The organism is Piscibacillus sp. B03 (assembly GCF_052246295.1).
In the GTDB taxonomy this organism is placed as follows: domain Bacteria; phylum Bacillota; class Bacilli; order Bacillales; family Alkalibacillaceae; genus Piscibacillus.
The window spans coordinates 66,174-90,253 of record NZ_JBQQCO010000009.1 but is presented as its reverse complement, the minus strand read 5'-3'; the positions used below and the strand labels follow the sequence as shown (position 1 = coordinate 90,253).

The 24,080-nt window shown below is 34.3% G+C and carries 27 protein-coding genes, 1 tRNA gene and 2 riboswitches; of the genes, 15 read left to right on the top strand and 13 right to left on the bottom strand.

Annotated features, from left to right (window positions below):
* Positions 1-8 precede the first annotated feature (8 nt).
* From ACTWQB_RS08010 to ACTWQB_RS07995, 4 genes are all read left to right on the top strand, one after another.
* The gene (locus ACTWQB_RS08010) at positions 9-200 is read left to right on the top strand and encodes a YqgQ family protein (protein ID WP_443138671.1); all 192 of its coding nucleotides are present in this window, start codon (positions 9-11) and stop codon (positions 198-200) included.
* Positions 201-325: 125 nt separating this feature from the next.
* A complete protein-coding gene (locus ACTWQB_RS08005; RefSeq protein ID WP_443138670.1) occupies positions 326-2,224 on the top strand; it encodes an LTA synthase family protein in 1,899 nt (632 codons plus the stop codon).
* A gap of 90 nt (positions 2,225-2,314) precedes the next feature.
* Positions 2,315-3,016 (top strand): ABC transporter ATP-binding protein, encoded by a 702-nt coding sequence (locus ACTWQB_RS08000; protein ID WP_443138669.1) that lies wholly within the window; start codon positions 2,315-2,317, stop codon positions 3,014-3,016.
* A gap of 9 nt (positions 3,017-3,025) precedes the next feature.
* Positions 3,026-3,811 (top strand): ABC transporter permease, encoded by a 786-nt coding sequence (locus tag ACTWQB_RS07995; protein WP_443138668.1) that lies wholly within the window; start codon positions 3,026-3,028, stop codon positions 3,809-3,811.
* A gap of 40 nt (positions 3,812-3,851) precedes the next feature.
* On the opposite strand, the gene ACTWQB_RS07990 is transcribed toward ACTWQB_RS07995, so the two are convergent.
* Entirely contained in the window at positions 3,852-4,022 is a 171-nt protein-coding gene (locus tag ACTWQB_RS07990; RefSeq protein ID WP_443138667.1) for a DUF2759 domain-containing protein, read from the bottom strand.
* Positions 4,023-4,169: 147 nt separating this feature from the next.
* Here ACTWQB_RS07990 and ACTWQB_RS07985 point away from each other — a divergent pair, with 147 nt between their 5' ends.
* Positions 4,170-4,793 carry an MBL fold metallo-hydrolase gene (locus ACTWQB_RS07985; RefSeq protein ID WP_443138666.1) on the top strand — a complete coding sequence of 208 codons (624 nt, stop codon included), beginning with the start codon at positions 4,170-4,172 and terminating at the stop codon, positions 4,791-4,793.
* Between the two features lie 61 nt (positions 4,794-4,854).
* On the opposite strand, the gene ACTWQB_RS07980 is transcribed toward ACTWQB_RS07985, so the two are convergent.
* The 8 genes from ACTWQB_RS07980 to comGA form a co-directional block, all read right to left on the bottom strand.
* Positions 4,855-5,097 (bottom strand): DUF2626 domain-containing protein, encoded by a 243-nt coding sequence (locus ACTWQB_RS07980; RefSeq protein ID WP_054752962.1) that lies wholly within the window; start codon positions 5,095-5,097, stop codon positions 4,855-4,857.
* A 113-nt stretch (positions 5,098-5,210) separates the two neighbouring features.
* Positions 5,211-5,282: transfer RNA gene (locus ACTWQB_RS07975), tRNA-Gln, on the bottom strand.
* A gap of 35 nt (positions 5,283-5,317) precedes the next feature.
* The gene (locus ACTWQB_RS07970) at positions 5,318-5,629 is read right to left on the bottom strand and encodes a hypothetical protein (protein WP_443138665.1); all 312 of its coding nucleotides are present in this window, start codon (positions 5,627-5,629) and stop codon (positions 5,318-5,320) included.
* Positions 5,630-5,687: 58 nt separating this feature from the next.
* Positions 5,688-6,119 carry a ComGF family competence protein gene (locus ACTWQB_RS07965; protein WP_443138664.1) on the bottom strand — a complete coding sequence of 144 codons (432 nt, stop codon included), beginning with the start codon at positions 6,117-6,119 and terminating at the stop codon, positions 5,688-5,690.
* A 308-nt stretch (positions 6,120-6,427) separates the two neighbouring features.
* Positions 6,428-6,868, bottom strand: coding sequence for a competence type IV pilus minor pilin ComGD (gene comGD / locus ACTWQB_RS07960; protein ID WP_443138663.1), 441 nt, complete (start codon positions 6,866-6,868; stop codon positions 6,428-6,430).
* The gene (gene comGC / locus ACTWQB_RS07955; RefSeq protein WP_443138662.1) at positions 6,861-7,157 is read right to left on the bottom strand and encodes a competence type IV pilus major pilin ComGC; all 297 of its coding nucleotides are present in this window, start codon (positions 7,155-7,157) and stop codon (positions 6,861-6,863) included. The genes comGD and comGC overlap by 8 nt, the downstream gene beginning before the upstream one ends.
* Positions 7,158-7,171: 14 nt before the next feature.
* Positions 7,172-8,212, bottom strand: coding sequence for a type II secretion system F family protein (locus ACTWQB_RS07950; protein ID WP_443138661.1), 1,041 nt, complete (start codon positions 8,210-8,212; stop codon positions 7,172-7,174).
* Positions 8,181-9,185 (bottom strand): competence type IV pilus ATPase ComGA, encoded by a 1,005-nt coding sequence (gene comGA, locus ACTWQB_RS07945; RefSeq protein WP_443138660.1) that lies wholly within the window; start codon positions 9,183-9,185, stop codon positions 8,181-8,183. Before comGA ends, ACTWQB_RS07950 begins: the two co-directional genes overlap by 32 nt.
* Before the next feature lie 38 nt (positions 9,186-9,223).
* Between comGA and ACTWQB_RS07940 the strand changes: the two genes are divergently transcribed.
* Positions 9,224-9,721: a shikimate kinase gene (locus ACTWQB_RS07940; protein WP_443138659.1), complete on the top strand. Its 498-nt coding sequence runs from the start codon at positions 9,224-9,226 to the stop codon at positions 9,719-9,721.
* 124 nt (positions 9,722-9,845) lie between these two features.
* Here ACTWQB_RS07940 and ACTWQB_RS07935 read toward each other — a convergent pair whose 3' ends face one another.
* Positions 9,846-10,655 carry a YqhG family protein gene (locus ACTWQB_RS07935; protein WP_443138658.1) on the bottom strand — a complete coding sequence of 270 codons (810 nt, stop codon included), beginning with the start codon at positions 10,653-10,655 and terminating at the stop codon, positions 9,846-9,848.
* Positions 10,642-12,258: a DEAD/DEAH box helicase gene (locus ACTWQB_RS07930; protein WP_443138657.1), complete on the bottom strand. Its 1,617-nt coding sequence runs from the start codon at positions 12,256-12,258 to the stop codon at positions 10,642-10,644. The genes ACTWQB_RS07935 and ACTWQB_RS07930 overlap by 14 nt, the downstream gene beginning before the upstream one ends.
* A 170-nt stretch (positions 12,259-12,428) precedes the next feature.
* Positions 12,429-12,521: riboswitch (glycine riboswitch) on the top strand.
* Positions 12,522-12,524: 3 nt separating this feature from the next.
* Positions 12,525-12,607, top strand: a riboswitch (glycine riboswitch).
* Positions 12,608-12,668: 61 nt separating this feature from the next.
* Between ACTWQB_RS07930 and gcvT the strand changes: the two genes are divergently transcribed.
* Genes gcvT through gcvPB form a run of 3 tightly spaced genes read left to right on the top strand, consistent with a single transcriptional unit; the run spans position 12,669 to position 16,587 of the window.
* Entirely contained in the window at positions 12,669-13,766 is a 1,098-nt protein-coding gene (gene gcvT, locus ACTWQB_RS07925) for a glycine cleavage system aminomethyltransferase GcvT (RefSeq protein ID WP_443138656.1), read from the top strand.
* A 15-nt stretch (positions 13,767-13,781) separates the two neighbouring features.
* Positions 13,782-15,131, top strand: a complete 1,350-nt coding sequence (gene gcvPA, locus ACTWQB_RS07920) for an aminomethyl-transferring glycine dehydrogenase subunit GcvPA (RefSeq protein WP_443138655.1) — start codon at positions 13,782-13,784, stop codon at positions 15,129-15,131.
* A complete protein-coding gene (gcvPB, locus tag ACTWQB_RS07915; RefSeq protein ID WP_443138654.1) occupies positions 15,124-16,587 on the top strand; it encodes an aminomethyl-transferring glycine dehydrogenase subunit GcvPB in 1,464 nt (487 codons plus the stop codon). Before gcvPA ends, gcvPB begins: the two co-directional genes overlap by 8 nt.
* 89 nt (positions 16,588-16,676) lie before the next feature.
* Here gcvPB and ACTWQB_RS07910 read toward each other — a convergent pair whose 3' ends face one another.
* Entirely contained in the window at positions 16,677-17,069 is a 393-nt protein-coding gene (locus tag ACTWQB_RS07910; protein ID WP_443138653.1) for a rhodanese-like domain-containing protein, read from the bottom strand.
* A 283-nt stretch (positions 17,070-17,352) separates the two neighbouring features.
* Here ACTWQB_RS07910 and ACTWQB_RS07905 point away from each other — a divergent pair, with 283 nt between their 5' ends.
* Together ACTWQB_RS07905 and ACTWQB_RS07900 are read left to right on the top strand one after the other, a co-directional pair.
* A complete protein-coding gene (locus tag ACTWQB_RS07905) occupies positions 17,353-19,911 on the top strand; it encodes a vitamin B12-dependent ribonucleotide reductase (protein WP_443138652.1) in 2,559 nt (852 codons plus the stop codon).
* Between the two features lie 99 nt (positions 19,912-20,010).
* A complete protein-coding gene (locus tag ACTWQB_RS07900) occupies positions 20,011-20,901 on the top strand; it encodes a patatin-like phospholipase family protein (protein WP_443138651.1) in 891 nt (296 codons plus the stop codon).
* A 32-nt stretch (positions 20,902-20,933) separates the two neighbouring features.
* Here the strand turns inward: ACTWQB_RS07900 and ACTWQB_RS07895 are convergent, their stop codons facing one another.
* Complete coding sequence (locus ACTWQB_RS07895) at positions 20,934-21,266, bottom strand: SA1362 family protein (protein WP_443138650.1); 333 nt, start codon at positions 21,264-21,266, stop codon at positions 20,934-20,936.
* Between the two features lie 172 nt (positions 21,267-21,438).
* Between ACTWQB_RS07895 and ACTWQB_RS07890 the strand changes: the two genes are divergently transcribed.
* From ACTWQB_RS07890 to efp, 4 genes are read left to right on the top strand one after another with little or no spacing between them, the layout of a single operon-like run.
* The gene (locus ACTWQB_RS07890) at positions 21,439-21,939 is read left to right on the top strand and encodes a YqhR family membrane protein (protein WP_443138649.1); all 501 of its coding nucleotides are present in this window, start codon (positions 21,439-21,441) and stop codon (positions 21,937-21,939) included.
* Positions 21,940-21,983: 44 nt separating this feature from the next.
* Positions 21,984-22,436: a type II 3-dehydroquinate dehydratase gene (aroQ, locus tag ACTWQB_RS07885; protein WP_443138648.1), complete on the top strand. Its 453-nt coding sequence runs from the start codon at positions 21,984-21,986 to the stop codon at positions 22,434-22,436.
* Positions 22,437-22,438: 2 nt separating this feature from the next.
* Positions 22,439-23,500 carry a M24 family metallopeptidase gene (locus ACTWQB_RS07880; RefSeq protein WP_443138647.1) on the top strand — a complete coding sequence of 354 codons (1,062 nt, stop codon included), beginning with the start codon at positions 22,439-22,441 and terminating at the stop codon, positions 23,498-23,500.
* A gap of 21 nt (positions 23,501-23,521) precedes the next feature.
* Positions 23,522-24,079 (top strand): elongation factor P, encoded by a 558-nt coding sequence (efp, locus tag ACTWQB_RS07875; protein ID WP_443138646.1) that lies wholly within the window; start codon positions 23,522-23,524, stop codon positions 24,077-24,079.
* Position 24,080: the final 1 nt, after the last annotated feature.

Sequence of the window (24,080 nt, the reverse complement as noted above, 5' to 3'; positions counted from 1 at the left end):
AGAAATTTATGAATAATATAATAGACGTAAGGAAATTATTAAAACAATTCGGTATATTTGTTTATATTGGAGATCGATTAGCTGACTTAAATTTAATGGAAGATGAAATTAAAAGTTTGTTTGAAAATCGAATGATCAGTACTAAGAAATATATGGACGCACTCGCTATTATTAAAAATGAGAAAAAAGGACTAGAATAAAATGTGGGAGTTTGCGTTATAATACTTGAATTTAAGGATATATCTGTTAATAATATATTTTGTGAAACTTTTCTTTCTTTCACTCGTCTAATGTTAAGGAGAGAAAGAAACTGGAGGTTCATCTTATGGAACGTATTAAAAAAATACCACTATTTATAATAGCTGCAGTGTTAATTGGTTTAAAAACCTATATTGTTTATCGTTTTTATTTTAATTTATCAATTGAATCAGCTTTTCAGGAAATCATCTTATTTATAAACGCATTTGCTTTTAGCTTCTTTGTCTTTGCGATTGGAGTTTGGTTTAAAGAAAGACGACAGAAGAAGTTTATTTATATTACCACTATTGTGATGACATTTATTTTAATTGCAAACTTGATGTACTATCGCAATTTTACTGACTTCATCACACTTCCAACATTAATGCAAGTTAATAATGTGGGTGATTTAGGTGGAAGTATGATTTCCTTAATTCACATCGAAGATTTATTTTTGATATTAGATGTGGCTCTTATATTTTATTTAGCAAGAAAAGAAGCATTCCCTGTGAAAACTTTTTCTAAACTGTTTAAACGACGTATTGTGACGGTTAGTCTTTCTGTTGTAATTCTAAATTTAGTTTTAGCAGAGATTGAACGTCCAATGTTATTTAAGCGTGGTTTTGACCGTGAATATTTAGTTAAAAACGTAGGTATCTTTACATTTCATGGGTATGATGCATTTATTACTGCTTCGATGCAGTCTAAACGCCTGTTTGCAGATGGATCAGAATTCAATGAAATTGAAGAGTATGTAAAAGAAACAGTGGAAGACTCTAAGGATGCAAATCAAAAAATTGATATTGAAAATGTTGCTGAAGGAAAAAACATTGTATACATTGCTGCAGAATCTGTTCAACAGTTTGTCATTAACCGAGAAGTATATGGTGAAGAGATTACACCATTCTTAAACGATTTAATTGAGGACAGTTACTATTTCGATAATTTCTATCATCAAACAGCGTTAGGTAAAACGTCGGATCATGAATTTCTATTAGACAATAGTCTTTATCCATTACCCAATAGTGCTGCGTTCTTTACACACGCTCAAAATGAATATTATGGACTTCCAGAAATTATAAATAATAAAAGAGATTATAAATCTTATGTGTTTCATGCAAATAATGCAAGTTTCTGGAATCGCAATGTTATGTACGAGACTTTGGGCTATGAAGAATATTTTGATATAGAAAGCTATGAATTTACAAAAGAAGATGAGATTGGTTGGGGGTTAAATGACAAAATATTCTTTGATCAATCGGTAGATATACTAAAAGAATTAGACGACCCTTACTATGCCAAGTTTATTACGTTAACAAACCATTTTCCATTTGATATTCCTGAATCTGAAGCAAATTTACCACTATATGAATCTGATTCAGTAACATTAAATCAATATTTTCAAACCGTTCGTTATACTGACGAGGCTTTAGAGGAATTCTTTGCAACGATGAAGGAAGAAGGGTTGTATGAAGATACCATCTTCATTATTGGTGGAGATCACTATGGAGTTCCCTCATATCATAATGAGGAGTTAGGCGAATATTTAGGTGAAGAGATTACGCCTTATGAGGACGCAAAACTCCAACGAGTTCCGTTTATCATTCACATTCCTGGACATGATGATTCAAGGACTATCTCAACTTTAACTGGTCAAATTGACTATAAACCAACAATATTAAAAATGCTTGGAATCGAATTAGATGAAGACATTCGTTTTGGTAGCAATTTATTTGATCAGCCCGAAGATCGAAAAGACTTTATTGCCTTTAGGGATGGGCGAGTGATTGGTAACGATTATGTCTATGCAGCAGGCATGTGCTATGACAATGAGTCAGGTGAAGCAGTAGAAGAGGTCAATTGTGACCCAATTCGAGAAGCTGCAACTAAAGAATTAAATTATTCAGATGAAATGATTTATGGTGACCTACTTCGTTTCTATGATTTTGATCGTGGTGAAGTTATAGAATCTGCAGAAGGTGAATAAGCAATGAGGCTGTTACTTGAGCAGCCTCATTTTTTTTAGTATCTTTATATCTGAGTGGGTATATTCTGGAAAATGGAGAGAACATATAATATGAGCCAAATTACGTTTAAAATGTCTAATGTAAATAGACGAATATTAAATAATGTAAATTTGACGATTGAAAAAGGTGAACGAGTGATGTTATTTGGACCATCAGGTTCCGGGAAATCGACATTACTTCATTTATTTAATCGTTTAGATGACCCCGAACAGGGAGAGATACAATATAATGGACAGAATATAGGTGAACATGACATCACGAAACTAAGAAAGAATGTTGGATTAGTATTACAACAGCCTTATTTGTTTCCTGAAACAGTAGAAGATAATTTAGGGTATGGTCCTAAATTGTTTAATGAATGGAAGCCAGATAACGTTAAGAAGCTATTAGATTATGTAAACTTACCTGCATCTTATTTGGATAAGCCTATAGACGAACTGTCAGGTGGGGAAAAACAACGTGTGTCTTTAGCTAGAACATTAGCTAACAAGCCTGAGGTATTATTACTAGATGAACCGACCAGTGCACTTGATGATCAAAACATAGAACGAATTGAAGAAGATCTTATTAATTTAATCAATCGTAATGATTTAACCGTCATCATGGTTACGCATAATTTGGAGCAAGCTAAACGATTAGGTACTAGGGGAATATATTTAGAGAATGGACAAATTATTGAAGATGGACCATTACCTGAAATGTTAGAGAATCCTAAAACAAATGAACTTAAAAGTTTTACAACGAACCAATAGGAGGCAGCTATGGATAGAGATGTTTCAAATTTTTCTTTATTAGTCTTAATCGTCTTTGTGATGATCCCTTTTACCATTTCATATTTTTATCAACTTGGCCTTAAAAAAGATATAGTTTGGTCTTCAGTTAGAGGGGCTTTGCAATTATTTTTAATTGGTATAATTTTAACTTATTTATTTAACTTGGAACCTATAATAGGGATTCCTATTATGTTGAGTGTTATGATTACAATCGCTACTTTTCATGCTAGAAAGAAAGGGAAAGAACTACCCAATGTATTTATCACCATACTTGGTGGTCTTATTGTAATAGAAGTCTTTGTATTAGCGTTATGGCTAGGTTTCGATATGGTGTCATTCACACCCGAAGAGGTAATCCCGATGAGTGGTATGGTAATAGGGAATAGTATGGTTGCCATGGGATTATCGCTGGAGAGAATGAAAGCTGAATTCAGCACAAATAGAGGAAAGTTACTAGCTGCTTTATCTTTAGGCGCTACTCCTAAACAAGCATCTCATCTTTCTGTTAGACGGACATTAAATGCTGCATTAATACCTAATATTGACCAACTAAAAACGATTGGACTTGTGCAACTACCTGGGATGATGACCGGTTTAATCTTAGGCGGAGTTGAGCCGATTGTTGCGATTAAATATCAGTTAGTCATTTCAATCAGCATATTTTCGTCTGTTTCAGTCAGTGCCATTATAGTATCGTTAATTATGTATCGTTTCTTCTACAATGAACATATGCAATTACTTGATCTTGAAGAAATTCAAAAGAAAAACGGCTAACAAGTTAATGTTAGCCGTTAAACGTGTTTGTAGTTAAGATTTACAGCATATTCATTAGTTCAGAATAAATGGTCATCACTGAGAACCAACCGAATACAGCAGCAGAAGCTCCTGCGAATAAAATAGCCAATACATTACGACGTTTCAGTTCTCTAAAAACGGCAATAAAGCTTAAGATAGCGACAAATAAGAAAATAATTCCTAATACCATTTAGTTGTTGCCTCCTTGATCAAACTTGTTGTTCATTAATTTAATATCTTGATTTATAACGTATCATACTCTAGTATATTTTATACAAAAATTATCATACTGTCGAGTGATAAAGTAAAATTAGCCTATTAAAAGGGGGACAAAATTGTGAACATTAAACATTTTGAATTAGGACTTCTAGGAACAAACTGCTATATAATAGAGAGCGATAAGAAAGCCCTTGTGATCGATCCAGGAGGAGATTATAACATATTAGATCAGCACTTTATAGAACAAGATATTAAACCTATTGCTATCTTATTAACGCATGCTCATTTTGACCATATTGGAGCTGTTGACCCTTTAAGGAAAAACTATGATATACCAGTATATATGCATTCAGAAGAGAAAGAGTGGTTAACAAATCCTAGCTTTAATGGTTCTAAATTATTTGGTGTGGGTGAAATCTATAGTACTGAACCTGCAGAATTTTATCTTGAGGAAGGTTTTTTTGAAATTGACTCTTTCTCATTTGACGTGTTTCATACACCTGGACATTCACCTGGAAGTATTTCATTTTGGTTTAAAGAAGACTCAACTCTTGTCGCAGGTGACACGCTTTTTAACGGCAGTATAGGCAGAACGGATTTACCTTTTGGTCAACATGATCAATTGATTAAAAACATTAAAAACAAAATTCTTACATTACCTGCAAATTCAGTCGTTTATCCTGGACACGGTCCAAGCACGACAATTGAGAAGGAAAAGAATCATAATCCGTTTCTCCAATAATTTGGTTATGACGATCATTAAAGAATATAAAAAAGGATGGCTGTTGTTAGCCATCCTTTAATTAGTGCGCAAATCCAGGTTCTAAAAGGAATGTTACATAGTAAGTGAAGCCCACCATGAAAACAGTTAAGTACGCGCCAAAAATATACATATAAAGACGTTCAGAAAGGTTTAAGTATCCAATTCCTAAAAAGAAAACAGTTTGCGCTAAGAATAACAGTGATAACTGAATCATACCACCAGCGTAGAACATCGCCGTAAAGATTCCTGTCCAAAACGCGATTACTCGAAACATTCGTGGCATATTTTTTTCCTCCTTTTACAGGAATGTTGTCAAAAACATTATATATGAATCCAAATTAAATGTAAATGAACATTTTATGTACATTAACAAGTATTTCCTAAATAAAATATAAGCTGGGCCACCAGGATTCGAACCTGGGCATCACGAGACCAAAACCCGTTGCCTTACCGCTTGGCTATGGCCCAATTTACAATTATTATTATAACATCTATATAAGTTTTTATACATTCCAATGTGTTACGTGAGTATATGAAGGCTCTTCATGATCTGCTAATTTGACAATTAACTCTAATCTTAATTTACTTTGAGATGAAAGGTTATAGTTAATAACCACTGAACCGGTCATATAATCAAATTTTAATGACTGTTTAACATCACTTGGCTCTAATGTGTCGAGTGTATATGAAAATTCATGTAAAGCAATTTGGATAAGGTTTTGAATAGTTTCTTGATCGTTTAATAATTGTATATGCTTTAATTGATCTTTTTCATTTTGCCAAGATAATAGTATAAATGATGATACGACTAACATAATGGTAAGTGCGTAAGGAAAGAGAATACCTGATTCTTCTTTTGATTTTGTGATTATCTTAGTAAAAGACTTGTTTAAAATATATCTTTTCAAATGTTTGCCTTTCTCCTTTCGAAATGGTTATTATAAATGCTTCTTCTGTTAAAGGAGTCATTTTAAATTCTTTCACATCTCTTATTATAATCTCATGACCAGTATCATTTACTCTTCTCCTAACAAGGTTATGATAAAGCTCATATTTAACAGTTGAACCGTCATGGTTAATAAAAGTTATTGAATTTGTTTCAAGTTGTTGGTCAATGGACTTATTCAGTTCACTTTGAATATGAAAATGCACATGCCTTAACTCTGAGTCGGTAGAAACATACAACGGCTCGATTGATAATACAAACTTCAACATTTGAACTAGAAAAGGTGTAATAACAGTTAAAAAAGAAATTGAAATGAGAAGAGGAAGCAAGGTAATTCCTTTATTATTAAGTAGGTACATAACGGCATATACTCTCTTTTAATTTTTTATGATTTTCCCAGTTTATACAAATTAGTAAAACGTGTTCATTATAATGTGTAAGATCGATTTTGAAATTTTTATCTTTGTAAAATATAGAGTTATCAACGCTATCAAAATCTTTTGTTATAATATTTTCTTTTAAAATTTTATTGTACATTTCATCTGCTAAAAAATATTGATTATGATCATGCTGTAATTTAAGTAAACTATTTATTGAGGGGAAGAGGAACGAAGTAAATAAGATAATACAAGACAATGTAAGTAGTAAATCAAATAAAATATATCCTCTATGACACCTTAGTAACATAAAATCTTCCTTTTCCAAACGGAAACGTAATATTGTATTGTTCATCTTTATAATAAAGCACCATCTTGCCTGGATTAATTATAGTACCGTCAGTGTTAAATCTTATAGGGTTTTTCAATGTTGATAAGTAAATTCTAATATCTGGATGATAAGATTGTGTCATGACACTTGGCTGTTGGGTAGAGTCGTGTATCAGATATTGACGGTCAGATGAATTTATCGTAATAGAAATGGGTATTTGATATGTTGCAGCTTTCTGTTGAGAATAGAAAACATCTTTTTCAAATTGTTGAAAGAATTCTTTTGGTGGATCTTCATGGTCCTCGAAATAATATCGACTCATTGATATAGTAATTAAAACTGAGATGACAAAAAGGACAATTAGGGTCTCAATTAGTGTATAACCTCGCACTCTATTCATTGTTAAAAATAACTTCACCATTAACAATTGATGCGCCTTCTAAGCATACATTATCACTTGTAGAGTCGATAGAAGAAAGGTTAGTTAAATCACTAGGGTATTGATCCTCCTTAATTTTGAACAATTGCACTTCACTGCGTACTAAATCTTCATAAGCTTCACAACCTTTATCTTCCACAGTATTGTTGTAATCTGTAATATTTGGAACAGCTAAAATTAATAAAAACGAAATAATCATTAACACAATCAACATTTCAATCAAAGTAAAACCTTTCTCGGATTTGAACATCTCAATTTTCCTCCTTATATTTGTTGAATCAATTTATAAATAGGGAATATGGTTAGTGCATAGATAGTAATCACCAAAATACCTACAATAATATAAAGAATAGGTTGGATTAACATGATTAATTGTTTAATACGTTCTTCGAAAGTTTCGAGTAATATAGTAGAATATTGTTTCAAATCGTAGCTTAATGTCCCCTGTTCATCACTTCTGCTAATAAGCCATTTCATTTCTTCTTGTATTAAAGGAAGGTCCTTAATAGAGTCATAAAAACTATTTCCCTTTGATAATTGTTCAAGTGTTACTGATGCATAGTATTTTACAGTATCAATTTCATTTTGAGTTTTTAGTAAGATTAAAGCTTCTTTTATATTTTTCCCACTATGAAGGAGCGCATAGAGTTGATAAGAGAGTTGTAGGCTAATAAACGAGCTATAGATGTAACGATAAATGGGTAGTTTCATAATAAGAGTTAATCGTCTTTCGACATATAAGCGCTTAATATAAAAGATAAATACTATAACAGATAAGATTAATATCAAAATAAGTATCAGAGTTAAATTAAAAATAGATATTAAAGCATTAATAAAAATTATAGATTGATTTTGTCCAAAATTAGCAAATGTTTTGGTAAGGGAGGGAAACAAATAATAACTCATGCCTAAAAATAAAACGATACTTATTACAAGTAGCAATAATGGGTATCTTAAAGATTTCTTTAATCTCGTCTGTAGATCATACCTTAATTTCATTAGCTGAGTGCAGTGGTTAATATGTTCATGGAAGTGACTAGACTCTAATGAAAATTTAATATATGAGATAACTAAAGGGTTAAAGCGTAGAAATTTAAAACATTGATCAATCGGATGTCCTCTAAGTAATAAAATTGAGAACTTTTTAGATAGTTCATTAAGATGCGGATCGAAATGCATGAATTCTAATGCTTGTTTTAATGGATAATGTTTATTTAATAATTTTGATAATCGGTCGAGAAATTGTATTTGCTTAGTTAGATTAATGCTACTTTCATGACGTCTGTTTAATAAATCCCAATGCATAAGCTTTCCTCCTTAAAGATTGAAACGATTGGTAACCTTCTTGATGGGACGGAGGAACACCTTCGATGGCTTTTGATAAGGCTTTTCCTGATAATATCTCCGCAATAGCAGCTCTCCTTATAGACGGTCGCTTAAATGGCTGAGATATTGTCAATAATTGCTGCGAAGCTATACCTATAATCGTTTCCTGAAGATCGATATCTGATAGGCCCATAGCCTTAAGGCGAGAAATGGTTCCGAATGCATCTTTTGCATGAATCGTACTCAATACTAAGTGCCCTGTTAATGCAGCTTTAAAAGCAAATTTTGCAGTATTTTCATCTCGAATTTCACCTACTAAGATAATGTCAGGGTCGTGTCTTAAGGCTGCTTTTAATCCGACATCATAACTGAATCCGGAATTTTCATTGACTTGTACTTGAAGCAAATTATCTACTTGTTGTTCAACTGGATCCTCTAGTGTGATTGCTTGGTAGCCATATAACTCTATAGATTTTCGAATTAGAGAATACATTGTGGTTGTTTTCCCAGACCCGGTCGCGCCAGTAAACAGAAGCATTCCGGCTCGGTGATTAATCCAGTTTAAAAGGTGTTTCGCTTGATTAGGAAATAGAAATAAGCTTTCAATATTAGGGAAAACATCTTTTGGAATTATACGGATAGCCAAGCTTTCCGTCACTTTTGTAGGTAGTGTTGATAACCTAAGATCATAACTGTGCCATTTTGTTTGATGTAAAATAGTTCCGTTTTGTGGTAACCGTTTTTCTGCAATGTCCATACCAGAATTGAACTTAAAAAACCTTAGCAAATTATGATAAGATTTCATAGAGAGTGATTCATAAAACCATCGATAACCATTTACACGAAAGTAGACCTCAATGTGATGATCTTTAGGAGTAAAATGAATATCTGATGCTGACTTATCGATCGCTTTACTTAGCATTTTGTATGAATATTTGTCTGGAGAAAACATTAGGCAATCCCCCTTAATTACAAAAGTAGGTGTATAAAATGAATTCAATAGTTTTAATAGGTTTCATGGGAGTAGGAAAATCTACAATTGGTAAAGAGTTATCTTATAGGTTAAACCTGCCTTTTGTTGATACAGATCAGCTGATTGAAGAAGAAACAAGTTTAACCATTCCTAAAATATTTGAATTGTATGGGGAAGGTCATTTTAGAAAATTAGAATCTGAAATCTTAAATAAAGTAATACAACATAATCAAGTAATTAGTACTGGCGGGGGAATTGTAGAGTTAAAACAAAATAGGGATTTCTTGAAAAAACAAGATTATACAACGTTTCTAAAAGCAAGCTTAAATACTATTTATCAGAGACTTGAAGGAGATCAATCTCGTCCGTTATGGAATCAACCATACGTTAAACGTCTAGAGCTGTTCAATCGTAGACAGGCCTTTTACGAAGAAGTGTCTAATTTAACCATTGAAACTGACGAATTATCAGTTAGTGAGTCTGTTAATCTAATCATTTCACAGTTAAAGTTATAATATAGTTAAATTGTTACGTCAAAACCTATAAAAATTTATTTTTCTCTAATAAAAAATTAAGTTTTCTCACCGTTTTCATAATAAAAAGTTGAAAAATCGGTGAGAAAACTTAAAAATGCAATTTTTAATGAACAGACATCATTTTTTTAGAACGAGCTTCTGTTATATAGAACAGCCCACAATTTATTAGCTTTAAATGCACTTTTGGGTATAAACGATCATAAATTTGTTTCTCTATATTTTCTTTTAATAACTCACCATCTTCCTCTTCACGTTCTTGGAAAAGTTGGTTGGTCATATCCATTTCTTTCTGATATATTTCCTCTGATTGCTTGGCAAAAGATAATGATTTTTCCTTGATTCTATGTTTGATTTCTTCATTAATCATCATTACAGCTCTTTTACTTGAGATAATGGGGGGGATTTTATAACTTAAGTCTGGAATTATTTTTGAAAATGCCTCGTCCAGTAATTCATCCATCATTTTAAAACGCATTGTCCCATTGATTAAATAGACACCAACACTGACCATTTCATCATGTGTATAAGCTCCTTGATATCGTACCATTAAGTTACATACAAACCAGGGATGGAGTGGTTGGCGTTCTTCAGTGGGTGTTTGTTCAAACAGTTCAGTATATTTTCCCTCTTCTAGGATCACTTGAAAGAGCTGCTCTAGTCTTGGTGATCCGTAGTGAATCCACTCACCTTTTTCTGCCTTTTTATTCTCATCAGATATAAATGTAACAGACATGGGGTCACCTTTATAGCCGAGTTTCTTAACGTATTGCCAGTAAAAAGGGCGATTCATTAATCGTTGATCTAACTCTTCTGTTAATTTCACCTTAAGGATACCAGTGTCATTATATTCAATTGTGGCATTTCGTTTGTAAAAGAATTGCACTAGGAAATCATGAATTTCAGCTTGATTCATTAGCTATATTCCTTTCTACCTGACTGTCACTAATAACGGAGAATAAGTGGTCAACTTTAATAGAAGCTTCTTTTTCAGAACGTGAATCTTTTACAATATCTACAATCTCCTCCTCAAGACTATTTATACCTAATTGACTAAGGATTTGATCAAGTTCTCCAATGACATCTTTAAATAAATCAAGTTTATCGTAAAGTAAGTTTAATACACGTTCATCAATCGTATTATTAAGCACCATATAATAAATATTGACATCTTTTGTTTGACCAAATCGGTGAATGCGACCAATTCTTTGTTCAAGCTTCATTGGATTCCAAGGTAGATCGTAATGAATCATATGGTTACAGAATTGTAAGTTTAACCCTTCTCCACCAGCATCAGTTGCTATTAACACTTGTGCTTTATTTTTAAATAGTTGAACCATCCAGTCTTTTTTACTTTTACGGAATTTGCCGTTAAATGTAACTGAAAAGATCCCATTTTGTTGTAATAACCACTGTAAATAAATTTGTGTAGACTTATACTCTGTAAAAATAATACACTTATCATTTATAGATTTTACAAATTCAACTGTTTTTAAAGCTTTAGAATGATGTGGTAATTGTTCAATTTGAGACATTAATTCCTTTTTAAAATCATTACTCCAGTCAGAGTGTCTAATGGTTTCATAACAAGCTTCACGACTCGAACAAATCTCACGCTGTAACGTTAGAGCTGTAAAAGAGTGATTCACATTTAACGATTCTAATGTGTTATAGAACTCCATTTCTTCGTCTGTAAAGTCCACGCGTATCGTATTAATATCTCTTTTTGTCCATTCATTAGCTGTTTCTGCTCGTCTGTTTCGAATCATAGATTGTTTGACAAGCGTTTGTATGGCTTGACTGTCTTCTTTTCTTTCATTACGAACAGTTTGTTTAAATGATTGTTTATCACCAAGTAATCCCGGTCTTACGATTGACATAAGGTAGTAAATCTCATCAATCTTATTTTGGATGGGAGTAGCAGTTAATAACAAACAATAAGTAGACTTTATTTGTTTAACAAATTGATAGTTACGAGTTTTAGGATTTTTAAGACGATGTGCTTCATCTATGATTATCATATCGTATTCTTGTGATAATATTTCACTAGCATGTGGTTCTTTTTTAGCTAAATCAATTGACGAAACGACAACATCGTATGCATACCATGGATAAGAACGGTGTTTAGCCCTTGCTGGTATATAAAATCGTTGTTGCAATTCGATTTCCCACTGCCTGATTAGAGAAGAGGGGACCAAGATTAATACTTTTTTTACTAGGTTCTTAACCATTAATTCCTTAAGAATAACTCCAGCTTCGATTGTTTTACCAAGTCCAACTTCATCAGCTAGAATGGCACGTCCATGCATTTGGTGGAGTACTTTATGAACAGCGTCTAATTGGTGTGGCATTAACTCTAAACCAGGTAAATGTTGCATACAAGTTAATGTGTCTTTAGAATTCATCTTCATCTGACTTACTTTATACGCTTGTTTAAACGTATCCCAATCACTTATTTCAAATTGATTTAGATCTTCGTCAAGAGATTGTAAGTCATCATCATGAATGATTATACTCATAGTCTAAACTCCTCTCTATGAGAACTTAGTGTATTATTTTATTTGTTAATAAATTTCTTAAAGTTGTGACTTAAATTATATGATGTCGCTTACACTACTAGCAGACATATGCTATAATGTGACACAAGTATAGTATTATTATGTACAAAAAATAGAATATCATCAGGCGAATGATGACAAGGGGAGAGACCACAATTGTGGCGCCGACGGAGCAAGTACGAAAAGCGTATGAATCTCTCAGGCAAAAAGACTCTTGTCGGACGCTACTCTGGAGAGTGCTCGAGTTAGAGCCACCAAAGATGCAAGTAATACTCTATGTATTATGAAACTTTCAGGTGACAGGACAGAGAATTCCGAATGCTTTAATTTGGTATTCTCTTTTTTAATGCTTAAAAACGGAGGGATGAGCAATGGGAGAGTTAAAACGTACACCTATTTATCCAGCTTATAACACTAAAACAGTTGATTTTGGTGGTTGGGAAATGCCAGTTCAATTTACTGGAATTAAAGATGAACACCATGCAACTCGGGAGAAAGCTGGTCTATTTGATGTATCACACATGGGGGAAATTTTAGTTGAAGGATCTGATAGCGAGAATTTCCTACAAAAATTATTAACAAATGATGTATCAAAATTATCGATTAATCAAGCACAGTACACGATGATGTGTTATGAACACGGTGGTACAGTAGATGATTTAATTGTCTATAAACTAGATGAACAGAAGTATTTATTAGTTGTAAATGCTGCAAATACAGAAAAAGATTTCGAATGGGTTCAAAAACATGTAGAAGGTTCAGTTGAAGTAAGTAACGTTTCAAATCAATTTGTTCAGTTAGCTCTTCAAGGGCCAAAGGCAGAGACGATTCTTCAAAAGCTAACAGATGAGGATCTTAGTGACATTAAATTTTTCCGTTTTAAACAGGACGTAGCATTTAAAGGCGTAAACCATACAGCAATTGTTTCTCGTACGGGGTATACTGGCGAAGATGGATTTGAAATTTACATAGATCAAGAAAGAAGTGGTATTGAGTTGTGGAATGCCATTCTTGAAGCGGGTGAAGAATTTGGTGTGACACCTGTAGGTTTAGGGGCTCGTGATACACTTCGTTTTGAAGCAAATCTAGCTTTATATGGCCAAGAGCTTTCAAAGGATATTTCTCCAATAGAAGCCGGCTTAAATTTTGCCGTTAAGGTGAAAAAGGATGCAGACTTCATTGGTAAGGAAGTTTTGGCAGAACAGAAAGAAAATGGTCCAAAACGAAAATTAGTTGGTATTGAGATGATTGATAAAGGAATTCCTCGTCATGGTTATGAAGTATTAAAAGGCGGTGAACCTGTTGGATTTGTTACTTCAGGAACACAATCACCGACTTTAGGTAAAAATGTTGGCTTGGCACTTGTCAAGACCGAATTAGCTAATGAAGGTGAGTTACTTGAAATAAAAGTCAGAAAGAGAACGCTACAAGCAAAAGTAGTTCCAACGCCATTTTATAAAAGAAAATAAGAGAGGTGACCGTTCGTGCAACATCGTTATATTCCTATGACAGAAGAAGATAAAAAAGCGATGCTTGAGACAATTGGAGTTGAATCAACTGAAGACTTATTTGCTGATATTCCAAAAGAGGTGCGCTTTAACGGCGAGCTCAAAATAAAGCCTGCTAAAAATGAACATGAATTAAAGAAAGAGCTAATGGAATTGGCAGATCAAAATGTTAATTTACAAAGCCATACATCTTTTTTAGGTGCGGGTGTTTATCAACACTATATCCCATCAATTGTTGATCATGTGATCTCTAGGTCAGAATTCTATACAGCTTATACGCCTTATCAACCAGAAATTTCTCAAGGTGAGCTCCAAGCGATTTTTGAATTCCAAACAATGATTAGTGAACTAACAGGTATGGAAGTTTCTAACTCATCTATGTATGATGGAGGGACTGCTCTAGCAGAAGCTGTTAATTTATCTGCAGGTCAAACTAGAAAGAAGAAAGTTCTAGTATCAAAAGCAATCCATCCTGAGTCGTTAGAAGTAATACATACTTATGTAAAAGGACCGGGTCTTGAGATTGTTGAGATTGATGTAAAAGATGGTTTAACGGATTTAGAACAATTGGAACAAGAATTAGATGAAGATACAGCTAGTGTTGTACTTCAATACCCTAACTTCTTAGGGCAAGTTGAACCTCTAAAAGAAGTAAATGAATTAATTTCTAAACAGAAAAAGACGATGATGTTAGTATCTAGTAACCCACTTGCTTTAGGTTATTTAACACCACCGGGCGAATTTGGTGCAGATATTGTTGTCGGGGATGCTCAGGTCTTTGGTATTCCAGCACAATTTGGGGGGCCTCATTGTGGTTACTTTGCAACGACTAAGAAATTAATGAGAAAAGTTCCAGGACGTTTAGTAGGTGAAACAGTAGATGAAGAGGGCCAACGTGGTTTTGTATTAACATTACAAGCACGTGAACAACATATCCGTCGTGATAAAGCTACATCAAATATTTGCTCTAACCAAGCTTTAAATGCTTTAGCATCTTCTGTTGCCATGACTGCATTAGGTAAACAAGGTGTTAAAGAGATGGCTGTTCTAAATATGAAGAAAGCACGTTATGCTAAAAAGCAATTTGAAGAAGCTGGTTTTGAAGTTGTTTACACTGGACCATTCTTTAACGAGTTTGTTGTAAAAGTTAACAAAGATATTAAAGAAATTAATCAAAAATTAGTTGATAAAGGGTATATCGGTGGTTTTGATCTAGGAAGAGTAAGAGACGGTTGGAAACAGCATTTACTTGTTGCGGTAACTGAAATCCGTACTAAAGAAGAGATTGATCAATTTGTAAAAGAATTGGGTGATATCAATGGCTAATAAAAAAGACTTCCCAGTAATTTTTGAACTCAGTCAAGAAGGAAGAGTTGGATATAGCTTACCTGAAAATGATGTACCAGATGTAGACATCGATCAAGAATTTGGACCTGACTATATTCGTTCTGAAGCACCAGAATTACCAGAAGTAAGTGAACTTCAAATTATGCGTCATTATACCGCACTATCTAAACGTAATCATGGTGTAGATTCAGGCTTCTATCCATTAGGTTCTTGTACAATGAAGTATAATCCTAAAATTAATGAAGATGTTGCTCGTATTCCAGGACTAAGTCAAATTCACCCATATCAAGATGAAGATACTGTTCAAGGTGCACTTGGTTTAATGTACGATTTACAAACAACATTAGCTGAAATAACAGGAATGCACGAAGTGACACTACAACCAGCAGCTGGTGCACATGGTGAGTGGACTGGACTTATGATGATTCGTGCTTTCCATGAAGCGAATGGTGACTATAATCGTACGAAAGTCATCGTTCCTGATTCAGCGCACGGTACGAACCCAGCTTCAGCAACCGTTGCAGGATTTGACGCAGTTACAGTTAAATCAGATGAACGTGGCTTAGTGGATCTAGAAGACCTAAAACGTGTTGTGGGTGATGACACGGCAGCTCTTATGCTGACAAATCCAAATACGTTAGGTCTTTTTGAAGAACATATTGTTGAGATGGCTAACATCATTCATGAAGCCGGAGGACGTTTATACTATGATGGAGCTAACTTAAATGCAATTATGGGTTATGCGCGTCCTGGCGATATGGGATTTGATGTTGTTCACTTGAATCTTCATAAAACATTCACAGGCCCTCACGGTGGTGGTGGACCTGGTTCAGGACCAGTTGGTGTATCAGAGGAGTTAGCTAAATATCTCCCTAAGCCAGTATTAACAAGTAATGGTGAGAAGTATTTCTTTGATAACGACCGTCCAGATTCAATTGGTCGTGTAAAACCATACTATGGCAACTTCGGAATTAATGTAAGAGCATATACTTATATTCGTTCTATGGGTCCAGATGGCTTAAAACAAGTTAGTGAGAATGCTGTATTAAATGCGAACTACATGATGCGTCGTTTACAAGATGAGTATGAGTTACCATTTAAACAACATTGTAAACACGAATTTGTGCTATCAGGTAAGAATCAGAAGAAATTAGGAGTTCGTACATTAGACATTGCAAAACGCTTATTAGACTTTGGTTATCATCCACCGACAATATACTTCCCGTTAAATGTGGAAGAAGCCTTAATGGTTGAACCAACAGAAACAGAGTCTAAAGAAACTCTAGATGAATTCGTTGATGCAATGATTCAAATTTCTAATGAGGCTAAAGAAGACCCAGAAGTAGTTCAAGAAGCACCACATACGACTGTTATAAGTCGACTAGATGAAACACAAGCAGCTAGAAAACCAGTTTTACGTTATTATAAAGACTAATTTCAAAACACCTCTATAGTGGAAAATATCCATATATAGAGGTGTTTTAAATTTGGGATATAAAAAGATTCCAGATGAGCTCTGGAATCTTAATATGCTTTCTTCTTCACTTTTACCTTACCTGTCCACTTACGAAAGCCACCTTTAAGATGGTTTAGATCCTGATAACCTTGCTTCTTTAGTATTGTTGCAGCTCTTAAAGAACGCTGTCCGCTTTGACAATATAAATAAACCGGCTTGTCAGGACGAATTTCTTGTAAACGTTGTTTTAATTGTGACATTGGAATGTTACGCGCACCTAGTATATGTCCTCTTTCAAATTCGTTAGGTTCACGAACATCAATTAATTGAGCTTTACGATAGCCTTCAATAAATTGTGATTCAGTTAAAGTGTTTAAAAATTTATTGGTTCTAATATATCGAAAGACACCAATTAGAATAAAAGCAGCAATAACAATTAAGATAGATAAGATGATCTCCATTATGATCCCCTCTCTCTGTTCTCTGTCTATATTATATTATATAAGGCATGGCTTTAATATTCAAAGAGAAAATATGTTAAGTAGTAAACTTCTATTGATTTTTAATTTAAATTCGACAATTTTTTCGGTTGACTTTAATTGATGGTTATGCTTTACGACACAATATATAGTGATAATATTAAAAAGTTCACACTATATATTGAAAATAAATTTTGGTTCTGTTACATTTAACTCATCAAGAAAATTTGACCAATAAATAATTTGTCGAATGAGGAGGGGCAACATGCAAGGTGTGAAAACTAGGGATTTTCAAATTGATGTGGACCGTTTGAATGATGATATCAAACAGTTTCCACAAGTACATCCCATCACCAAAGATATGCATACAACGCATAAAGGTGTGTCAAGGTTGGTTATGTTAGACCGATATGCCTTTAAAGACACAGAAAAGAAAACATTAAAAGAAGGAGATTTTGTTGTCTTAACAGTTAAAGACGACCCAAAATTTCCAGCTAGAGGTACAGGATATATTGTATCAATTAATCAAGAAACTAAAAAGGCTAAAATTAAAGTAGAAGAAGACTTTATACATGTATTAGAGAAAGAGTCGGAGCAGGAGACGGGTATTGTAGAACGATCGATCAGTGCAATTGATAAACCGTTAGAAATCTACTATGAACAGATTGCTCGACGTAATGCGACTGGACTAGCTGAAGTTGAGCGCACATCAGAAAAAAGGCAGGAATGGTTTGAGAAATTCAATGAAGAACTATCTAATTTAAACTTCATTCCAGCAGGTAGAGTTCTTTATGGTGCAGGGTCGAACACAGACGTGACGTATTTTAACTGTTATGTGATGCCGTTTGTGAAAGATTCAAGAGAAGGGATTAGTGATCACCGCAAACAAGTAATGGAGATTATGTCACGTGGTGGCGGCGTTGGAACGAATGGTTCGACACTTAGACCTCGAAATGCTTTAGCTAGAGGTGTAAATGGTAAGTCATCTGGTTCCGTATCTTGGCTAGATGATATAGCGAAACTAACGCATTTAGTAGAACAGGGCGGATCAAGGCGCGGTGCTCAAATGATTATGCTTAATGATTGGCATCCAGATGTTATAGAATTCATTATTTCTAAAATGCAAAACCCTAGGATTCTTAGATATTTAATAGAAAACATAGAGGATGAAACTATTCAGCAGTTAGCTAAAGATAAATTAAAGTTCACCCCATTAACCACAGCTGAAGAGCAGATGTACCAGGGGATTGTTAACTACAAACATATTCCTGGACAAGGTGGTTTTTCTGATGAAAATATTAGAGAAGCAGAATCTAAACTTAGAGATGGTGGAACATATAGTGTTCATAACCCGGATTTTCTAACGGGGGCTAACATTTCTGTATGTATCACAGATGAATTTATGGAAGCGGTAGAGAATGATCTTGAGTATGATTTACGCTTTCCAGATGTAGAAAACTATTCAGAACAAGAGATGGAATTTTACAACGAGCACTGGCATGAATATGGAGACGTAAGAGATTGGGAAAACTTAGGTTACGGTATTAGAGTTTATAAACGCATTAAAGCGAAAGAACTTTGGGATCTTATTAACATCTGTGCGACTTACTCTGCCGAACCTGGTATTTTCTTTATAGATAATGCGAATAAAGAAACCAATGCTAAGGCTTATGGTCAAAAAGTGGTTGCAACAAATCCATGTGGAGAACAACCCCTCGCACCATATTCTGTCTGTAACTTAGCTGCCGTTAACTTAGCTAATATAGCAGATAAAGAATCAAAGAAACCTGACTTAGAACAATTAAAACAGACGGTCGAAGTTGGAGTTAGAATGCAAGATAACGTCATTGATGCGACACCTTATTTCTTAGACGAAAATAGAGTGCAAGCTCTTGGTGAGCGCCGTGTCGGTTTAGGAGTAATGGGTTTACATGATCTTCTAATCTATTGTGAGACAGAGTACGGTTCAGATGAAGGAAATAAAATGGTAGATCAAATCTTTGAAACCATTGCGACGACAGCTTATAGAACTTCTATTGAGTTAGCAAAAGAAAAAGGTAGTTTCCCATTTTTAATTGGTGAAACTGATCATGAAACAAAAGTGTTAAGAGAGAAATTTGTTAGTACAGGCTACATGCAAAAAATGCCTGAAGATATTAAAGAAGGTATCTTGCAGTATGGTATTCGTAATTCTCATTTACTAACAGTAGCCCCAACTGGTTCAACTGGTACAATGGTTGGTGTTTCAACTGGTTTAGAGCCTTACTTCTCATTTACTTATTACCGAAGCGGTCGATTAGGTAAATTTATTGAAGTAAAAGCAGATATCGCTGAAGAGTATTACAAGCAACACCCTGAAGCGTCACAAGATGAGCTTCCTAAATGGTTTATTACAGCAATGGATTTATCACCAGAGGCACATGCTGATACACAATGTGTTATTCAACGTTGGGTTGATAGTTCAATTTCTAAAACCGTTAATGCTCCAAAAGGTTACCGTGTAGATCAAGTTGAGAAGGTTTATCGCCGTCTATACAGAGGTGGAGCAAAAGGTGGTACCGTCTATGTTGACGGTAGCCGTGACACTCAAGTATTAACTCTGAAAGCAGAAGAAAATGATATCTCAGAACAACAGGAGCTATTTGAAGAAGAAGAGAAAAAAGTAGTGTTAATGGAAACGGTCCAAGAATTAGATAAAACAAACGTCAATATTGGGTCAGAAATTGGTGATACTTGTCCTGTATGTCGTAAGGGTAATATAGAAGATGTCGGTGGATGTAACACTTGTACAAACTGTGGTGCCCAATTAAAATGTGGCTTATAGAATTAAAGCGTCTGGTGCTACCAGGCGCTTTTCTTATATGTTCTATTTACTATCCTCCAAACATAAAATGATATGTGCATCAATGGATGGAGGGGTCACATGAAAGTTGATGGCGTCTTTTCAGGTGGAGGTATAAAAGCATTTGCATTTTTGGGTGCGTTAGACGAGTGCGACCGTCGAGGTATCGAATTCTGTCGGTTAGCTGGTGCATCTGCAGGTGCATTAATTGCAGCACTTATAGCAGCAGGTTATAAGCCCAGTGATATTAAAAGAATTATTAATGATCTTGATACAGAAAAATTTTTAGATCCTCACCCACTTGCAAAACGAATTCCTTTTATAAAATGGTTGTGGATGTACTATAGTTTAGGGTTGTATCAAGGTAAATATATTGAGAAATGGATTGACGATTTATTATTAGCAAAAGGTGTTCGTACGTTTGAAGATTTAAAAGAAAAGTTATTTATTATAGGTGCAGATATTACAAATGGTCGAATAGCTGTATTTCCTAATGATTTAGAACACATTTATGGAATAAAGCCCGATACTTTTAGAGTTTCTAAAGCCGTAAGAATTAGCATTAGCATTCCTTATTTCTTTCAACCCATTAAATTAACGACTCAAAGTCGAAATCAATATGTTTTTATTGACGGGGGAACATTAAGTAACTTTCCTTATTGGTTATTTCAACAAGAATCTCTTAAGGAAAATAGGCCAACATTAGGAATTAAATTAAGCTCTTATGATTCTGTGGTACCTGGACAACATATCAAAACCGCATTTGATATGCTACCAGCGATTATATCTACGATGATTCATGCTCATGATACTAAATACATATCTTCAAATGAAGCGGAAAACATAATGTTTATACCCATTAAAGAGAACATAAAGGCAACAGATTTTGATTTGAGTATTGAGCAAAAAGAGTATTTATATAATTTAGGAAAAAACAGCGCTCAAAGTTATTTTGAAAGGTCAAATAATTAAATAAAAAATAGCTGAACGATTTATATGTTCAGCTATTTTTTATTGCCTTTTATAACAGTCAAATGAGAAGACTTTTTTGTAGTGCGTTGTATCTTACTTGGGCCATTTTGTTTTGTGAAAGGTACTGTATTTTTGCCGTACTTTTTGCGTGATTGTTTTAAAGCTTTTCGATAATTAGAGTCCTGGCCGCCCTTATGTCTACCAACAAATAGATAATATATGACAACCCCGATCACAACAGCAAACCCTAGCATCATAAGAATACTTTTAAAGAAGTTAACAGGATTTACAAATAAATTGTAAATGAGTCCGAATATAGCTAAACCAATGATTCCATAAACGAAATACTTTGCTTTTTGACCCATGACAGACTCCTTTCACTGTATCAATTAATATATTAATATCTTACCATGTGTAACAACTAATATACGGTATTCTATGTATATTTTACTAAAAATCACCACAAACGTATATACCAACATTTCAAGGTATGATTCATTAAGTAACGTACAAACTATTTTCATGGAGGGATGTACGATGTCAAGAAAGCACAACAAAGAAGAAAGTAAACGATCAGTTTTTCTAAAAAGTTTGTTTTGTGGTGTTGTCGGAGCGTTTATTTGGGGAATAGTTAGTTCAATTGCTTACTTCTTCAAATTTTCTGAGGTGTCGCATGCTACATTTATTCTTAGGTCATTCTTTTCAGGTGGATGGACGGAAGGTCTAACTGGAGAATTAATTAGTTTAGCGATATTAACTGTTTTAGGCATTATACCAGCATTAGCGTATTATTTGCTTATGAAGAAATTACACGGTATGATGCCAGGCATTATGTTTGGTATGGGTTTGTGGGTTCTTGTGTTTATTATTATGAATCCACTATTCTACTATGTACCATCATTCTATGATCTTTCAAGCGACACAATTGTGACGACAATTTGTCAGTTTGTATTATATGGCGTATTTGTAGGGTATACAATTTCATATGAATATCATGACCGTCGAATTGAAGCGAATCATGTCCAAAAAGAAGTCTAGTTATGATAAACTAATGAATAGACAGAATATTAAGGGGAATTGTCATGAAACCAGTATTACTGTTAAATGGTCCAAACTTGAATTTATTGGGGCAGAGAGACCAGTCAACTTATGGGAACAAAACGCTTCATGATGTTGAAAAAGATGTCATAGACTTTTTAAAAAATCAAGGAATAAAAGTCGATGTATTTCAGTCTAATCATGAGGGGGAGTTAATTGACCAATTGCACAAAGCCCATCAGGAATACTCAGGAGTGATTTTCAATCCTGGAGGATATACTCACACAAGCATTGCACTTCGTGACGCAATAGAGGCGATTATTCCTCCGGTTGTTGAAGTGCATATCTCAAATATACATAATCGTGAGGAGTTCCGCCAAACATCACTTATTTCACCTGTTTCAGCTGGGCAAGTTATGGGTTTTGGGGTTGACGGTTACTTAATCGCAGCTTATGCATTGGTGAAACTATTAGATCATAGAAAGGGAGAGGATTAATAATGAACAAATTAAGTAATTTGAGAGAGAAACTGAATGAGAAAAAACTAGATGGTATTTTGATTACGAATGGTAAGAATAGACGCTATTTAACTGGATTTACTGGTACTGCTGGGGTTGTACTTGTTACCTTGGATCAAGCTCTGTTTATTACAGATTTTCGTTATACGGTGCAAGCTAATGATGAAGTCAAAGGTTTTGAAATTATAGAACACAAAGGTCCCATTCATGAAGAAGTAGCTAAACAGGTAAAAGAATTAAACCTTAATAAGCTAGGTTTTGAAAAAGATACTATGACGTACTCAACTTATGAAAATTACCATAATGAATTAAGTGCAGAATTTGTGCCAGTTTCAGGTGTCGTTGAAGAGTTACGTCTAATAAAGACAGATGAGGAATTAAGCATTTTAAAAGAAGCTGCAAAAATAGCTGATGATGCATTTGAGCATATTCAATCTTACATAAAACCTGGTGTTAAAGAAATTGATGTTTCAAATGAGCTAGAGTTCTTTATGCGTCGTCATGGAGCTACATCATCTTCATTTGATATTATTGTCGCATCAGGGTATCGATCTGCACTGCCACATGGAGTTGCATCAGAGAAGGAAATTCAATCTGGTGAATTAGTCACTTTAGATTTTGGTGCATTATATAAAGGGTATTGTTCTGATATTACTCGTACGGTAGCTGTTGGAGAAATTGACGACAAGCTCAAAGAGATATATGATGTAGTATTGGAAGCACAAAAACGCGGCATGGAGTACACAAAAGCAGGCATGACTGGAATTGAAGCAGATGCTCTGACGCGTGATTACATTAAAGAGAAGGGTTATGGTGAATACTTTGGTCACTCGACTGGTCATGGTCTAGGAATGGATGTGCATGAAGGTCCTGGTTTATCTTTCCGTTCAAACACTGTACTAAAGCCTGGAATGGTTGTTACAATTGAGCCGGGCATATATGTACCAGATGTTGGTGGTTGCCGAATTGAGGATGATACAGTCATCACTGAAAACGGAAATGAATCTTTGACATTCGCACCTAAAGAACTCATAACTCTATAAGTATTGAGGAGGAAAATTATAATGATTTCTGTAAACGATTTTAAGACTGGATTAACAATTGAACTAGATAACTCAATCTGGCAAGTAATTGAGTTTCAGCATGTTAAGCCAGGTAAAGGGGCGGCATTCGTTCGTTCAAAATTAAGAAATTTAGAGAATGGTAATATACAAGAGAAAACGTTTAGAGCTGGTGAAAAGGTTAACAAAGCTCATTTAGAACGTCGTAAAATGCAATACCTTTATGCAGATGGTAATAACCATGCGTTTATGGATACTGAATCTTTCGAACAAATTGAAATACCTTCAAAGACGATTGAAAGTGAACTTAACTTCATGAAAGAAAACATGGAAGTTACTGTTTTAATGTATGAAGGTGATACTCTAGGGATCGAGCTACCAAATAACGTTGAGTTAGAAGTGATTGACACAGAACCTGGAGTAAAAGGTGACACAGCTAGTGGTGGGACAAAACCAGCTACATTAGAGACTGGCCATATAGTTCAAGTACCTTTCTTTGTTAATAAAGGTGACATGTTAGTTGTAAGTACAACGGATGGTAAATACGTATCACGAGCTTAAT